The following is a 15520-nucleotide window of genomic DNA, read 5'->3' on the forward strand; positions in this document are numbered from 1 at the left end:
CGGCCGGGGAGGGGCGTGATGGACGCGGTACCAGCGAGGGCGCGCGGCTATGTGGCCGCCGTCGCCCTGCTGACCGTCCCCTGCCTGTCCCGGCCGCCGGGCACCCCCGGCGCCTGGGCGGCGCCCGCGCTGCTGGCGGCACTCTACGCCGCCTGTGAGCACGCCGTGCACCGGCGCTTCGGCGGCACCTTCTACCCCGTGCTGCTCGCCGGCGCGTTCCTGCTGCCCCCGTCGGCCGCCGCGTTCGTCCCCGTCCCGGCCGCCCTGCTCGGCCCGGTCGACCACCGGCCCGCCGCGGCCCGCCGGGTATGGCGGGCCGCACGGCCCGCGCTCGCCGTGTGGGCCGCCGCCCGGGTGCACGAGGCCCTCGGCGGCCGGGAGGCCGTCGCCGGCTCCGACTTCCCCTACGCCCTGCTGCCCGCGGGCGCTGCCGTCCTCGCCTTCTGCCTGGCGCTCACCGTGCTGGACGGCGGCCTGCGCACGGCGGCCGGGCTGGGGCCGCCGTGCCGGTCCTGGCGCGGACTGCTGGGCCGCTCGCTCGCCCCCGTCGCGGCGCACGGACTCGCCGGCCTGATGATGGCCGTGCTGTGGCGCAGCCCCTACGGACCGGTGTCCGCGCTGCTCGTCCTGCTGCCGATGTGCGTCTCCTGGTGGGTGTTCGCCCAGTACCACCGCGAGCGCGCGGCCCACCAGGCCACCATCCGCGCCCTCGTCCAGGCCGTCGACATCAAGGACGGCTACACCCGCGGCCACAGCGAACGCGTCGGACAGGCCTCCGTGCTGATCGCCCGCGAACTCGGCCTGGACGACGACCGGGTCGAGGTGCTGCGCTTCGCGGGCATCCTGCACGACGTCGGCAAGCTGGGCGTGCCCACCCGGCTGCTGCGCAAGGACGGGCCGCTCACCCCCGAGGAGCGGCGGATCATCGAGCTGCACCCCGAGTACGGCCACGAGATGGTCCGCGGGATCTCCTTCCTCGGCGAGGCCCGCACCGCCATCCTCCACCACCACGAACGGCTCGACGGCACCGGTTATCCCTACGGCCTGGCCGGCGACCGGATCCCCGAGTGCGCCCGGATCGTCGCCGTCGCGGACGCCTTCGACGCCATGACCTCCACCCGCTGCTACAGCCGGGCCCGCCCGGTCGAGGCCGCCGTCGCCGAGCTGGAGCGCTGCGCCGGGGCGCACTTCGATCCGCGCATGGTCCGCGCGCTGGTCCGCGCCCTGCGCCGGGAGGGCTGGCGCCCGGCGGTCACCGCCGACGAACCGGCGCACGGCACCCGGCCCGCCGAGCGGGCCCCGCGCACCGGGGCACACCGATGACCGTGCTGCGGCTCATCCACACCGCCGCCGCCCTGGTCGCGGCCGGCTCCCTCGCCGGCACCCTGTGGACCGGGCTCGCCGACCGGGGCGACGCGCTCGCCTTCGGCCTGCTCATCACGGTCGGCGAGCTGACCCGGTGGAGCGACGAGCAGGCCCGCCAGGCGGCACCGCTCGGCGCGGCGGGCTCGCTGTCGTACGCCCTGCTGGGCGCCGTCGCCGGGCGGCCCAGCGAGCACGACGCGGCCCAGGTCGTCACCGTCGTGCTCGTCGCCGCGCTGCTCGGCGCCGTCCCGCACATCTGGTCCGGCCGCGCCCCCACCACCGACCACCTGGCCCGCCGGATCCTCACCGTCGGCTTCGCCGCCGTCTGCTTCCAACCCCTGTACAACACGGGCGTCTTCACCGCCTGGGACGGCTCCGCCTACGCCCTGCTGCTGCTCACCCTGCTCGCCCTGACCTCCCTGTGCGGCACCGTCCTGGCCGCCGCGCTGGCCCACTGCCGCACCGGCCGGCCGTTCGGCCCGCTGCTGCGCGAGGAGGTGCGCGGGCTGCTCGGCATCGGCTCCGCCGTCGTCGCGACCGGCGCGGTGATGGCGCTCGCGGTCGCCGTCGCCGGGCTGTGGGCGCTGCCCGTCTTCTGCCTGCCCCTGCTGCTCGTCCAGCTGTCCGTGCGCCGGTACGCGGCCGTCCGCGCCACCTACCGGCAGACCATCGCCTCCCTGGCCCGCGCCACCGAGATCGCCGGCTGCACCCCCGCCGGACACGCCCGCCGGGTGGCCGCGCTGGGCCTCGCCGTCGGCCGGGACCTCGGGCTGACCGGCCCGGAGCTGACCGTGCTGGAGTACGCGGCCCTGATGCACGACATCGGACAGCTCAGCCTGGTCGACCCGGTCCCGGCCGGCGCCACCGCCGCCCTGCCCGCCGCGGAACAGCGGCGCATCGCCCTGCTCGGCGGGGCCGTGGTCCGGCAGACCGGCGTCGACCCGGCCGTCGCCGTCGTCGTCGAGCGGCAGGCCGACCCCTGGCCCGAGCAGCCGCTCGCCGCCCGCATCGTCCGGGCCGTCAACGCCTACGAGGAGCAGAGCCGGGGCGCCGGCCCCGAGGGTGCCCTGCGCGCGCTGGAGGAACTGCGGCTCCGCACCGCCGGGGACTACGCCCCCGAGGTGGTGGAGTCGCTGGCCCGGGTCCTGGCCCGGCCGCACGCGGCCCGGGAACGCGTGCCGGTACGGCGGCCCGGATGGTCTGACCCCGCGCCCGGCTGGGTAACCCATGGGTAATGAGCGCCTTTCCCGCCGTACGTGGTTGGATGCGAGGGAGAGGGTGTCCGGGGGCACAAGCCAGCCCACTGTGCGGAACTGGAACTGGCAGGCGGGAATCGTGAGGATCTTCGGCAAGGGACGGCACCGGCCCTCCGCCTCCTGGCGGCAGGCCACCGACCGCGCGTTCACACTCATCGGCGACGGCCGGTACGAGGACGCGGGCGAACTGCTGACACGCGCCGCCGATCTCGAACCCTGGCTCGCGGAGTCCTGGTTCAACCTCGCCCTGCTGCACAAGTTCCGGCACGACTGGGAGCAGGCCCGCGCGGCCGGACTGCGGGCGGTCGCCCTGCTCGACAAGGACACCGGGGCGCCCGACTGGTGGAACGTCGGCATCGCCGCCACCGCCCTCCAGGACTGGCCGCTGGCCCGCCGAGCCTGGCAGGCGTACGGGCTGAAGGTGCCCGGGGCAGCGGCGGCCACCGCCGAGCCGCTCGGCATGGAGCTGGGCAGCGCGGCCGTACGGCTCTCCCCGGAGGGCGAGGCCGAGGTGGTCTGGGGCCGCCGGCTGGATCCGGCCCGGCTGGAGGTGCTGTCCATCCCGCTTCCCTCGTCCGGGCGCCGCTGGGGCGAGGTCGTGCTGCACGACGGCGTCCCGCACGGCGAGCGCACCACCTCCACCGGGCACGCGTACCCGGTCTTCGACGAGATCGAGTTGTGGGCGCCGTCCCCCGTGCCCACCTGGGTCGTCCTGCTGGAGGCGGCCACCGAGGCCGACCGGGACGCGCTGGAGCAGCTGGCCGCCGACGCGGGGTTCGCCGCGGAGGACTGGTCGTCCTCGGTGCGGCTGTTGTGCCGGATGTGCAGCGAGTCCCGGATGCCGTCCGACGAGGGCGAGGGGGTGCACCTGGACCCGCACGACCACAGCGAGCCGGGTCATCCCGGGCCGCTGGGGCACCGGACGGACGGGCAGCTGTGGGTGCCCGAGCGGGAGTGCGGGGTGGCCGCGCCGGCCTCGCTGGTCCGGGGGCTGCTCGACGGCTGGGTCGCCGACAGCCCGGATTCGCGTGACTGGCGGGACCTCGAAGAGGTGTGCTGAGGAGCGCCCCGGCCGCGCGGTTCCCCGCGCTCCCTCCGGGCGCGGACACGTAACCTGTACCCGCAACATCTCCCCCTGTTCTTTGAGGAAGGCGTACGTCGGTCATGGCGCAGCAGGACACCGATCAGCAGCACGCGGGCGTGCTCCCCGTCGACGACGAGGGCTATGTCGTCGACACGGAGAACTGCGAGGAGCGCGAGAATGCCTGGCGTGAGCGCGGCACCTCGCGGCCCATCACGGTCGTCGGCAACCCGGTCCTGCACAAGGAGTGCCAGGACGTCACCGAGTTCGGCGAGGAACTCCAGCAGCTGGTCGCCGACATGTTCGCCAGCCAGCGCACCGCCGAGGGCGTGGGCCTGGCCGCCAACCAGATCGGTGTCGACCTGAAGGTCTTCGTCTACGACTGCCAGGACGACGAGGGCGTCCGGCACGTCGGCGTGGTGTGCAACCCGAAGCTGGTCGACCTGCCCGCCGAGAAGCGCCGGCTCGACGACAGCAACGAGGGCTGCCTGTCCGTGCCCACGGCGTACGCCGCGCTCGCCCGCCCCGACTACGCCGAGGTGACCGGCCAGGACGAGCGGGGCAACCCGATCAAGGTCCGGGGCACCGGCTACTTCGCGCGCTGCCTCCAGCACGAGACCGACCATCTCTACGGCTACCTGTACATCGACCGGCTCTCGAAGCGGGACCGCAAGGACGCGCTGCGGCAGATGGCCGAGAACGAGCCGCGCTACCCCGTGGTCGCCAACGACTGACCCACCCGGGTCCGCTGGGCGCCCGGCCGGGATTCCTCCCGGCCGGGCGCCTTCGTGTTGTCACTGTTCAGTCAGACAAGGGGGCTGTCACGCCACTTTGGGGTAGTGAGTGGAGCAAATCCATTCCCACAACGGTCACTTGTGGTGCTGAATGTAAGCACGGGGAAACGCAACGGCGCACACCCGGCACAAGGGGAGAGGTGTGCGCTCCTGGCGGCTGAGAGGGGTTTGTTCTGTGCAAGCTTTCCCACGCAGCACCACGGCGACGGCGACAGCGGTCGTGGTCCCGCCTTCACTGGCGCTCCCGGTGATCGAGTCCTCCTTTCCGCGGCACCTGCATCCGTATTGGCCAAAGCTCCAGGAGAAGACGCGGCTGTGGCTGCTGGAAAAGCGGCTGATGCCGGCGGACAAGGTCGCGGAATATGCCGATGGCCTGTGCTACACCGACCTCATGGCGGGCTACTACCTCGGCGCCCCGGACGAGGTCCTCCAGGCCATAGCGGACTTCAGCGCCTGGTTCTTCGTCTGGGACGACCGCCACGACCGAGACATCGTCCACGGCCGGGCCGCCGACTGGCAGCGGCTGCGGAACCGGCTGCACACGGCCCTGGACGCACCCCGGTCCCAGTTGCACCACCCCGACCCCCTCGTGGCGGCCCTCGCGGAGAGCGTGCTGCGGCTGTACGGCTTCCTGCCGCACACCTGGAACCAGCGGTTCGCCCGGCACTTCCACGCCGTCATCGAGGCCTACGACCGCGAGTTCCGCAACCGCGCCGAGGGGCGCGTCCCCGCCGTCCAGGAGTACCTCGCCCTGCGCCGCCTCACCTTCGCCCACTGGATATGGACGGACCTGCTGGAACCCAGCGCCGGATGTGAACTCCCGGACACCGTGAGGAAAAATCCCGCATACCGCCGGGCGGCACTGCTCAGCCAGGAATTCGCCGCCTGGTACAACGACCTCTGCTCGCTGCCGAAGGAAATCGCGGGCGACGAGGTGCACAATCTCGGCATCAGCCTCATCACCCATGCCGGGATGAGCCTCGAACAAGCCGTGGACGAGGTCAGACGGCGCATCGGGGAATGCGTCGACGAATTCCCCGAAGCCGAACGCGACGCCCTCGCCCTGGCCCGGCAGATCGACGACGGAACGGTGCGCGGCCGGAAACTCGGCGCCGCCGTGCGCAGTTGCGTCGGCAATATGCGCAACTGGTTCAGCTCCGTCTACTGGTTCCACCACGAGTCCGGCCGCTACCGGGTCGACAGCTGGGACGACCGGGCCACACCCCCGTACGTCACGAACGAAGCGGCAGGTGAGAAATGACCGTCGAGCCGGTACCGTCCCGGGTCCCTGCCACCCCCGGCACGTCCGTCCTGCGCGAACCGCCCCTGGCCCGGGGAGCCGTACCCGTCCTCGGGCACGGACCGAGGCTGGTCCGCGACCCGCTCGCCTTCATGTCCGCGCTGCGCGACCACGGTGACGTCGTCCGCCTCAGACTCGGCCCCAAGACGGTGTACGCCGTCACCACGCCGGAGCTGACCGGCGCCCTCGCCCTCGACCCGGACTTCACGATCGACGGCCCGCTGTGGGAGTCCCTGGAGGGACTGCTCGGCAAGGAGGGCGTGGCCACCGCGAACGGCCCCCGGCACCGCCGGCAGCGGCGCACCATCCAGCCCGCGTTCCGGCTGGACGCGATACCGGGATACGGCCCGGTCATGGAGGAGGAGGCGCACGCGCTGACCGAGCGCTGGCGGCCCGGCGAGACCGTCGACTGCACCTCCGAGTCCTTCCGGGTCGCCGTCCGCATCGCCGCCCGCTGCCTGCTGCGCGGTGACTTCATGGACGAGCGCGCCGAACGGCTCAGCACCGACCTCGCCACCGTCTTCCGGGGCATGTACCGCCGGATGGTGCTCCCGCTCGGACCGCTGTACCGGGTGCCGTTCCCGGCCAACCGCGAATTCAACCGGGCGCTGGCCGATCTGCATCTGCTGGTGGACGAGATCGTCGCCGAGCGCCGGGCCTCCGGACAAAGGCCGGACGATTTGCTGACGGCTTTGCTGGAGGCGAAGGACGACAATGGCGATCCCATCGGGGAACAGGAGATCCACGACCAGGTCGTGGCGATACTCACGCCCGGCAGCGAAACAGTGGCCTCTACCGTCATGTGGCTGCTCCAGGTCCTCGCCGAACACCCGGAACACGCGGCAAAGGTACGGACCGAGGTCGAATCCGTGACCGGTGGCCGACCGGTCGGATTCGAGCATGTCCGTTCACTGAGGCACACCAACAATGTCGTCATCGAGGCCATGCGCCTGCGGCCCGCCGTGTGGATTCTGACGCGGCGCGCGGTGGCCGACACCGCACTCGGTGGCTATCGCATTCCGGCCGGTGCCGACCTCGTCTACAGCCCGTACGCGATCCAGCGCGACGGCCGCTCCTACGACCGCCACCTCGACTTCGACCCCGACCGCTGGCTGCCCGAGCGGGCCAAGGACGTGCCCAAGTACGCCATGAGCCCGTTCAGCGTGGGCAACCGCAAGTGCCCCAGCGACCACTTCTCCATGGCCCAGCTCAGCCTGATCACCGCGGCGGTCTCGGCGAAGTACCGCCTCGAACCGGCCGCCGGGTCCGACGACACCACCCGCGTGGGCATCACGCTGCGCCCGCACCGCCTGCTGCTGCGCCCGAGGCCCTGGTAGGCGGCCGGCGCCGGCGCGCGCTCAGGCGGCCCGCGGGCCCCGGAACGCGCGCCGGTAGGCGTTCGGGGTGGTACCCAGCGCCCGGACGAACTGATGGCGCAGCGCGGCGGCCGTGCCGAACCCGGTGCGCCAGGCGATCGCGTCCACCGTCTCGTCCGTGCCCTCCAGCAGCTCCTGGGCCACCAGGACCCGTTGCCGCAGGAGCCAGCGGTAGGGCGTGGTCCCGGTCTCCTGCCGGAAGCGCCGGGCGAAGGTGCGCGGCGCCATGTGGGCACGGGCGGCGAGCTGCTCGACGGTGACCTCCTGGTCGAGATGGGCCTCCATCCACGCCAGCACCTCCCCGACCGTGTCGGCCGGAGCCTTCGGCAGGGGCCGCTCGATGAACTGCGCCTGCCCGCCGTCCCGGTGCGGCGGCACCACCATCCGGCGGGCCAGCTTGTTGGCCACCTCCGGACCCTGCTCCTTGCGCACCAGGTGCAGACAGGCGTCGATCCCGGAGGCGGTGCCGGCGGAGGTGATCACGGGGTCCTCGTCCACGTACAGCACGTCCGGCTCGACCCGGAGCCGGGGATAGCGCCGGGCGAGCCGTTCGGCTTGGTGCCAGTGCACCGCGCACCGCCGCCCGTCCAGCAGCCCCGCCGCGGCCAGCACGAACACCCCGGAGCAGACGCTGAGCACCCGGGTCCCCCGGTCGACCGCCCGGCGCAGGGCCGCCAGCAGCTCCTCGGGGAACTCGCGCTCGGTGAAGGCCTCGCCCGCCGGCACGGCGATCAGGTCGGCCTCCTCCAGCCGCTCCAGGCCGTGCGGCGTCGACACCGTGAACCCGCAGTGGGTGGCCAGGCCGGGCCCCTCCGCCGACACCACGGCGAAGTCGTACACCGGCAGTCCGTCGTCGCTGCGGTCCATGCCGAACACCTCGCAGACGACACCCAGTTCGAAGGGATGCACACCGTCCAGCAGCACGGCGGCCACGTTCTTCAGCATGCCGCCAGTCTGCCTCGGCGCTGGCAGCAATTCGAGGGCCTACGGCAGTCCTGCCCCTGCCGGTAAGGCGTCACCGGCCCGACAGTGGTGTCCATGAACGAGAACCAGATCGAAGGCCTCATCGGAATCGGACTGACCGTCGGGATCCTGTTCCTCACGGCCCTCCCCTCCCTGCTCGGGTTCCTGCGCGACAGGCGCGCAGGCCGGCGGATCGGGGAGGCCCGCGAGGCCCGGGCGGAAGGGACGGATCAGAAGTCCTCGTCAAGGTCCACGGTGCCCTCGACGGCGACCTGGTACGCGGAGGGGCGCCGCTCGAAGAAGTTCGTCAGCTCCTGAACGCCCTGGAGCTCCATGAAGGAGAAGGGGTTCTCGGAGCCGTAGACGGGGGCGAAGCCGAGGCGGGTCAGACGCTGGTCGGCGACGCACTCGAGGTACTGGCGCATCGAGGCGGTGTTCATTCCGGGCAGGCCGTCGCCGCACAGGTCCTGGGCGAACTGGAGCTCGGCGGCGACGGCCTCCTCGAGCATGTCGGTGACCTGCCGCTGGAGCTGGTCGTCGAAGAGGTCGGGCTCTTCCTTGCGGACGGTGTCGACCACGTCGAAGGCGAAGCTCATGTGCATGGTCTCGTCGCGGAAGACCCAGTTGGTGCCGGTGGCCAGGCCGTGCAACAGGCCCCGGCTGCGGAACCAGTAGACGTAGGCGAACGCGCCGTAGAAGAAGAGTCCTTCGATGCAGGCGGCGAAGCAGATGAGGTTGAGCAGGAACCGCCGGCGGTCGGCCTTGGTCTCCAGGCGGTCGATCTTCTCGACCTCGTCGATCCACTTGAAGCAGAACTCGGCCTTCTCGCGGATGGAGGGGATGTTCTCCACGGCGGCGAAGGCGGCGGCGCGGTCGTCGGGATCGGGGAGGTAGGTGTCCAGCAGGGTCAGGTAGAACTGGACGTGGACGGCCTCCTCGAACAGCTGACGCGACAGGTACAGGCGCGCCTCGGGGGAGTTGATGTGCTTGTAGAGCGTCAGCACCAGGTTGTTGGCGACGATGGAGTCGCCGGTGGCGAAGAAGGCGACGAGCCGGCCGATGAGGTGCTGTTCCTCGGGGGTGAGCTTGGCGAGGTCGGCGACGTCGGAGTGGAGGTCCACCTCTTCGACGGTCCAGGTGTTCTTGATGGCGTCCCGGTAGCGCTCGTAGAAGTCGGGGTAGCGCATGGGGCGCAGGGTCAGCTCGAAGCCGGGGTCGAGCAGGTGGGCGTCACGGGACATCACTGGCAGGCCTCGCAGGACTCGGGGTTTTCCAGGGAACAGGCGACCGCTTCGGGGTCCGCGGCGGCCTGGACGGGGAGGACGGGCTGCGCCTGGGCGGCGCGGGCGATGCGCGTCGCGGGGCGCGAGCGCAGGTAGTACGTCGTCTTCAGCCCGGACTTCCAGGCGTACGCGTACATCGAGGAGAGCTTGCCGATGGTCGGCGTCTCCAGGAACAGGTTGAGCGACTGCGCCTGGTCCAGGAACGGCGTCCGGGCCGCGGCCATGTCGATCAGACCGCGCTGCGGGATCTCCCAGGCCGTGCGGTACAGGGCGCGGACCTCCTCGGGGATCCACCGGAAGTCCTGCACCGAGCCGTTGGCCTCGCGCAGCGCCTCGCGGGTGCGGGCGTCCCACACGCCGAGCTTCTTGAGGTCCTGCACCAGGTAGGAGTTGACCTGGAGGAACTCCCCGGACAGGGTCTCGCGCTTGAACAGGTTCGACACCTGCGGCTCGATGCACTCGTACACACCGGCGATGGACGCGATGGTGGCCGTCGGCGCGATCGCCAGCAGCAGCGAGTTGCGCATGCCCGTGTCCGCGACCCGCTCGCGCAGGGCCTCCCAGCGCTCCGGCCAGGTGAACTCGACCCCGTAGTGGTCGGGGTGCAGCACGCCCCGGGCCGTACGGGTCTTCTCCCAGGCGGGCAGCGGGCCGCTCCGCTCGGCGAGGTCGGCGGAGGTCTCGTACGCGGCGAGCATGATCCGCTCGGCGATCCGCGTGGACAGCGCTTTGGCCTCGGCCGAGTCGAACGGCAGCCGCAGCTTGAAGAAGACGTCTTGGAGGCCCATCGCGCCCAGACCGACCGGCCGCCACTTGGCGTTGGAACGCCCCGCCTGCTCGGTCGGGTAGAAGTTGATGTCCACCACGCGGTCGAGGAAGGTGACGGCCGTGCGGACGGTGGCGTCCAGCCGCTCCCAGTCGATGTCCCCGTCCCGGACGAACGCGCCGAGGTTGACCGAGCCGAGGTTGCAGACGGCCGTCTCGCCGTCGTCCGTGACCTCCAGGATCTCGGTGCAGAGGTTGGAGGAGTGGATGACGTTGCCGGGCTCGGCCGTCTGGTTGGCGGTGCGGTTGGCGGCGTCCTTGAAGGTCATCCAGCCGTTGCCGGTCTGCGCCAGGGTGCGCATCATCCGGCCGTACAGCTCCCGCGCGGGCAGTGTCTTCCTGGCCAGGCCGGCGGCCTCCGCCTCGCGGTAGGCGGCGTCGAAGTCCTCGCCCCACAGGTCGACGAGTCCGGGGACGTCGGCGGGGGAGAACAGGGACCACTGCGCGTCGGCGTTGACCCGGCGCATGAACTCGTCGGGGACCCAGTGGGCCAGGTTGAGGTTGTGGGTACGGCGGGCGTCCTCGCCGGTGTTGTCCCGCAGTTCGAGGAACTCCTCGATGTCGGAGTGCCAGGTCTCCAGGTAGACGGCGGCGGCGCCCTTGCGCCGGCCGCCCTGGTTCACGGCGGCGACCGAGGCGTCCAGGGTCTTCAGGAACGGCACGATCCCGTTGGAGTGCCCGTTCGTCCCCCGGATCAGCGAACCGCGCGAACGGACACGGGAGTACGACAGCCCGATGCCGCCGGCGTGCTTCGACAGCCGGGCCACCTGGTGGTAGCGGTCGTAGATGGAGTCCAGCTCGTCCAGCGGGGAGTCCAGCAGGTAGCAGGACGACATCTGGGGGTGGCGGGTGCCGGAGTTGAACAGGGTGGGGGAGGAGGGCAGGTAGTCCAGGCGGCTCATCAGGCCGTACAGGTCGGCGACCTCGTCCACGGAGCGGGCCGTGTCGTCCTCGGCGAGGCCGCTCGCGACGCGGAGCATGAAGTGCTGGGGCGTCTCGATGACCCGGCGGGTGATCGGGTGGCGCAGCAGGTAGCGGCTGTGCAGGGTGCGCAGGCCGAAGTAGCCGAAGCGGTCGTCGGCGCCCTCCGCGACGGCGGTCTCCACCAGCGCGTCCAGCCGCTCGGCGTGGGCGCGCACGAACGCGGCGGTGCGGTCGGCGACCAGGCCCTCGCGGTGCCCGACCGTGATCGACCCGGTGAAGGAGGTCACGCCCTGGGAGGCGGCCTCGGCTCGGATGGCGAGGGTCAGCAGCCGGGCGGCCAGCCTGGAGTAGGCGGGGTCCTCGGCGATCAGGCCGGCGGCGGCCTCCGTGGCCAGCTCGCGCAGCTCCGCCTCGTCGGCCCGCGCGGACCGGCCGCGCAGCGCGGCGGCGGCGGCCCGTCCGGGATCGGCGTCGGGCAGATCGGCGGTCAGCTCGGACAGGGTCCGCAGCAGTGCGGCACCGGGACCGTCGGTCTCCGGTGCGCTGACCGAAGCCGGGTCGGCTGGCGCGATGGTCACGTGGGGGTCTCCCTCGCTCGGCACGGGGCCTGGCGGAGGGCAGGGGGCGACCACGAGCGCGCACGGCGCCGCGTCCACCGGCCCACTCCACGAGGCCCGGACGTCGGAACGCACCCGGGCCGGGACGGCCGGGTGGGCTGCGGCAGGTCTTCGGACTGAACAGGCGTGCGAGCACGCGAGTACACCGTTGCGGGACAGTTCCGGATTCGCACCGGATTCCCCTGCGACGACAGCGAGGACGAGCATACATCTAGTGCCGGGCTTCCCCGTCACCCCCAGATGTTGTGCCGGCGCGGCTTCACCGGGCCAACACGCGGACCGGCGGCGCGATCCCGGGCCGGCCCGGGCAGCGGATTTTGGCCCCGCTCCGGGGTGCGCGCGTGCGCGAACACGGCGGCCGGCGCGCGTGCTTCGCGAACGCTCGCCGAGTGCTTCGCGGCGGTGGAGAGCGCGACCCGGACGCGGACCCGACGGCGACGGCCCGGCCCCGCACCGGCGCCCCGCCGGTCCTTGGGCCGCCCGGCCCCGCGTCGACGGTGCCGGGCGGGTACGACGACGGGCCGCCGGTCGTCGTGCTCCCGGCGGCCCGTCGCAGTGGGGCCCTGAGTCCGTGCGGGCGTGGTCAGTGACCGGCGCCGGCCGTGGCGGGCGGCAGTTCCACCTGGACGCCCGGGTCACCGGAGTCCGCGGTGTAGTCCTCCGGCTTGGTCTCGTCGATGCCCTCGGGGGCCTTCACGGCCTTCAGGACGAACGTCAGCACCACGGTGACCACGACGTTCAGCACGAACGCCATCAGGCCGATGTAGCCGATCTCGCCGATGCCGGGGATCTCCTTCGCGGAGCCGCCGAAGTGCTTCTGCGTCGGCGAGGCCACCCCGTACGCGGCGACCGTGCCGTAGACCATGCCGACCGCCCAGCCGGCCAGCAGCGCCCAGCGGTGGAACCAGCGGGTGAACAGACCGCCGACCAGGGCCGGGAACGTCTGCATGATCCAGATGCCGCCCAGCAGCTGGAAGTTGATGGCGACGGTCTTGTCCATGGTGAGGACGAAGACCAGCGCGCCGACCTTCACCAGCAGGGAGACCAGCTTGGAGACCTTGGTCTCCTCCGCGGCCGTCGCGTTCGGCTTGATGAAGTCCTTGTAGATGTTGCGGGTGAAGAGGTTGGCCGCCGCGATGGACATGATCGCCGCCGGGACCAGGGCGCCGATGCCGATCGCCGCGAACGCCACGCCCGTGAACCAGTCCGGGAACATGTCCTCGAACAACTGCGGGATGGCCAGCTGGCCGTTGGAGACCTTCACCCCGGCCGCGATCGCCATGAAGCCCAGCAGCGCCAGCAGGCCCAGCATCAGGGAGTACAGCGGCAGGATCGTGGTGTTGCGGCGGATCACCTCACGGCTCCGGGACGAGAGGGTCGCGGTGATCGAGTGCGGGTACATGAACAGCGCGAGCGCCGACCCGAGCGCCAGCGTGGCGTACGTCCACTGGCCCGCCTCCGGCGGCGCGAGCGCCCCGCGCGGCTTGCCGGTGGCCGGGTTGACCTGGCTGAACGCGTGGCCCGCCTTGGCGAAGATGTCGTCGAAGCCGCCCAGCTTGATCGGGATGTAGATGATCGCCACCGCGATGACGATGTAGATCAGCGTGTCCTTGACGAACGCGATCAGCGCGGGCGCGCGCAGGCCGGAGGAGTAGGTGTAGGCCGCCAGCACACCGAAGGCGATGAGCAGCGGCAGGTCCTTGACGAACCAGTTGGTGTCCTCGCCGCCGCCGACGCCCATCACGTCCAGCACGGCCTGGATGCCGACGAGCTGGAGCGCGATGTACGGCATCGTCGCCAGGATGCCGGTCACCGCCACCGCCAGCGACAGGCCCTTGGAGCCGAACCGGCCGCGCACGAAGTCGGAGGTCGTGACGTAGCCGTGGCGGTGCGAGACCGACCACAGGCGGGGCAGGAAGGTGAAGATCAGCGGGTACACCAGGATCGTGTACGGCACCGCGAAGAAGCCGGACGCGCCCGCCGCGTAGATCGCCGCCGGCACGGCGACGAAGGTGTACGCCGTGTACAGGTCACCACCGAGCAGGAACCAGGTGATCCAGGTACCGAACGACCGCCCGCCCAGGCCCCATTCGTCCAGGGAGTGCTCGTTCTCGGCCCTGCGCCAGCGCGCGGCCAGGAAGCCCAGGACCGTGACGGCCAGGAAGAAGAAGATGAAGACGCCGAGCGCGACGCCGTTGACTCCGTCCTTCACTTCGCCACACCCCCGCTCGCTTCCTTGCGGGAGCGCTGGTCATGCTGCCAGAGCTTGTACGCCAGCATGGTGAGCGCCGTGGAGATCAGGACCCAGAGCATCTGGTACCAGTAGAAGAACGGGATCCCGATGAGCGTGGGATCGACCTTGGCGTACGAGCCGACCCACAGCATCGCCACGAAGGGCGCGACGAGACACAGGGCGATGATCACCCTGACCGGTGTCACCACCGGTGGTCTCACTTCTGGCGTTTCGGACATGCCACGGCTCCGTCCCCTCGCTGATCACCTGTGCAATGAGCTGGAAATGTAGGTGACCACGTCAAGACAGCGAAAGCCCCCGTCCGCATATCGGTATATCGATTCAGCGAACGTGTCCCTCGGGTGCCCGGCCGTTACTCCACAGGCCGCTTGAGGCGGGCGACGAACTTGTAACGGTCGCCGCGGTAGACCGAGCGCACCCACTCCACCGGCTTGCCCTCGAGGTCCAGCGAGTGGCGGGAGAGCATCAGCATCGGCAGGCCGACGTCGGTGCCGAGCAGCCCGGCCTCGCGGGGGGTGGCCAGGGAGGTCTCGATGGTCTCCTCGGCCTCGGCGAGATGGACGTCGTAGACCTCGGCGAGCGCGGTGTACAGCGAGGTGTACTTCACCAGCGAGCGCCGCAGGGCGGGGAACCGCTTGGCCGACAGATGGGTGGTCTCGATCGCCATCGGCTCACCGTTGGCCATGCGCAGCCGCTCGATGCGCAGCACCCGGCCGCCGGAGGTGATGTCGAGCAGCCCGGCGAGCCGGTCGTCGGCCGTGACGTACCCGATGTCCAGCAGCTGCGAGGTCGGCTCCAGGCCCTGCGCCCGCATGTCCTCGGTGTAGGAGGTGAGCTGGAGGGCCTGGGAGACCTTGGGCTTGGCCACGAAGGTGCCCTTGCCCTGGATGCGTTCGAGCCGGCCTTCCACGACCAGCTCTTGCAGGGCCTGGCGGACCGTGGTGCGGGACGTGTCGAACTCGGCGGCCAGCGTGCGTTCGGGCGGGACCGGCGTACCCGGCGCCTGGGTCTCCGTCATGTCGAGCAAGTGCTTCTTCAAGCGGTAGTACTTCGGCACACGCGCGGTACGGGTGGTGCCGGCCTCGTTCTCCGCACTGCTGACGTCGGTGCTCATGCTCTGCCTTCCCGGCTCCGAATGCCGAAAGCGACCGACATCCCATCGGCCACGGCTCACATCGTGGCACGGGTTGCTCTGCCAGCACTCCACCCGCACGCTCCGTGATCCCCTCTGTATACCGCCGCACCCGCTGTTGGTCTAGTCCATCGCCCCGGCGGGAGTCGGGATGGCGCCAAGCCGGGCCAGGGGCCAGAGCCACACCGGCGCCTGGACCAGGACGGGAAGGGCGAGCGCACGGCTCGGCACCGGAGCGCGCAGCCGAGCATCGCTCCGCCGGAGGCGCGGGCTTCTCCGCCGACGCCACGCCCGCCCCGTCGTCCCGCCGCGCCCCGAATGCCGGGGGCCGGTACCCTGCGCGCGCCCTG

12 protein-coding genes and 1 riboswitch are annotated in these 15520 nt (G+C 71.6%); of the genes, 6 read left to right on the top strand and 6 right to left on the bottom strand.

Translation table 11 applies throughout. The features are described from left to right. The first annotated feature begins 18 nt into the window (after nt 1-18). The 6 genes from AB0E62_RS19735 to AB0E62_RS19760 all read left to right on the top strand — a co-directional run bounded on the left by AB0E62_RS19735 (nt 19) and on the right by AB0E62_RS19760 (nt 7133). Entirely contained in the window at nt 19-1323 is a 1305-nt protein-coding gene (locus tag AB0E62_RS19735) for an HD-GYP domain-containing protein (protein WP_362194913.1), read from the top strand. Next, the gene (locus AB0E62_RS19740; protein ID WP_362194916.1) at nt 1320-2600 is read left to right on the top strand and encodes an HD domain-containing protein; all 1281 of its coding nucleotides are present in this window, start codon (nt 1320-1322) and stop codon (nt 2598-2600) included. The genes AB0E62_RS19735 and AB0E62_RS19740 overlap by 4 nt, the downstream gene beginning before the upstream one ends. A 100-nt stretch (nt 2601-2700) precedes the next feature. Beyond that, entirely contained in the window at nt 2701-3681 is a 981-nt protein-coding gene (locus AB0E62_RS19745; protein WP_362194919.1) for a hypothetical protein, read from the top strand. A 104-nt stretch (nt 3682-3785) separates the two neighbouring features. Beyond that, nucleotides 3786-4436, top strand: a complete 651-nt coding sequence (gene def / locus AB0E62_RS19750; protein WP_362194922.1) for a peptide deformylase — start codon at nt 3786-3788, stop codon at nt 4434-4436. Between the two features lie 235 nt (nt 4437-4671). Next, nucleotides 4672-5757, top strand: coding sequence for an epi-isozizaene synthase (cyc1, locus tag AB0E62_RS19755; protein WP_362194925.1), 1086 nt, complete (start codon nt 4672-4674; stop codon nt 5755-5757). After that, on the top strand, nt 5754-7133 hold the full coding sequence (locus tag AB0E62_RS19760; RefSeq protein ID WP_362194928.1) for a cytochrome P450: 1380 nt from the start codon (nt 5754-5756) through the stop codon (nt 7131-7133). The genes cyc1 and AB0E62_RS19760 overlap by 4 nt, the downstream gene beginning before the upstream one ends. Nucleotides 7134-7154: 21 nt before the next feature. Here the strand turns inward: AB0E62_RS19760 and AB0E62_RS19765 are convergent, their stop codons facing one another. The 6 genes from AB0E62_RS19765 to AB0E62_RS19790 all read right to left on the bottom strand — a co-directional run bounded on the left by AB0E62_RS19765 (nt 7155) and on the right by AB0E62_RS19790 (nt 15152). Next, nucleotides 7155-8117, bottom strand: coding sequence for a helix-turn-helix domain-containing protein (locus tag AB0E62_RS19765; protein ID WP_362194931.1), 963 nt, complete (start codon nt 8115-8117; stop codon nt 7155-7157). Nucleotides 8118-8365: 248 nt separating this feature from the next. Continuing rightward, entirely contained in the window at nt 8366-9376 is a 1011-nt protein-coding gene (locus AB0E62_RS19770; RefSeq protein WP_362194934.1) for a ribonucleotide-diphosphate reductase subunit beta, read from the bottom strand. Then, nucleotides 9376-11745: a ribonucleoside-diphosphate reductase subunit alpha gene (locus tag AB0E62_RS19775; RefSeq protein WP_362194937.1), complete on the bottom strand. Its 2370-nt coding sequence runs from the start codon at nt 11743-11745 to the stop codon at nt 9376-9378. The genes AB0E62_RS19770 and AB0E62_RS19775 overlap by 1 nt, the downstream gene beginning before the upstream one ends. Before the next feature lie 123 nt (nt 11746-11868). Then, nucleotides 11869-11995: riboswitch (cobalamin riboswitch) on the bottom strand. A 372-nt stretch (nt 11996-12367) separates the two neighbouring features. Beyond that, a complete protein-coding gene (gene mctP, locus AB0E62_RS19780; RefSeq protein ID WP_362194940.1) occupies nt 12368-13996 on the bottom strand; it encodes a monocarboxylate uptake permease MctP in 1629 nt (542 codons plus the stop codon). Further along, the gene (locus tag AB0E62_RS19785; protein ID WP_362194943.1) at nt 13993-14256 is read right to left on the bottom strand and encodes a DUF3311 domain-containing protein; all 264 of its coding nucleotides are present in this window, start codon (nt 14254-14256) and stop codon (nt 13993-13995) included. Before AB0E62_RS19785 ends, mctP begins: the two co-directional genes overlap by 4 nt. Before the next feature lie 134 nt (nt 14257-14390). Then, entirely contained in the window at nt 14391-15152 is a 762-nt protein-coding gene (locus AB0E62_RS19790) for a GntR family transcriptional regulator (protein WP_362194946.1), read from the bottom strand. Nucleotides 15153-15520 lie beyond the last annotated feature (368 nt).

Source organism: Streptomyces sp. NPDC038707 (assembly GCF_040636485.1).
Classification (GTDB): Bacteria; Actinomycetota; Actinomycetes; order Streptomycetales; family Streptomycetaceae; genus Streptomyces.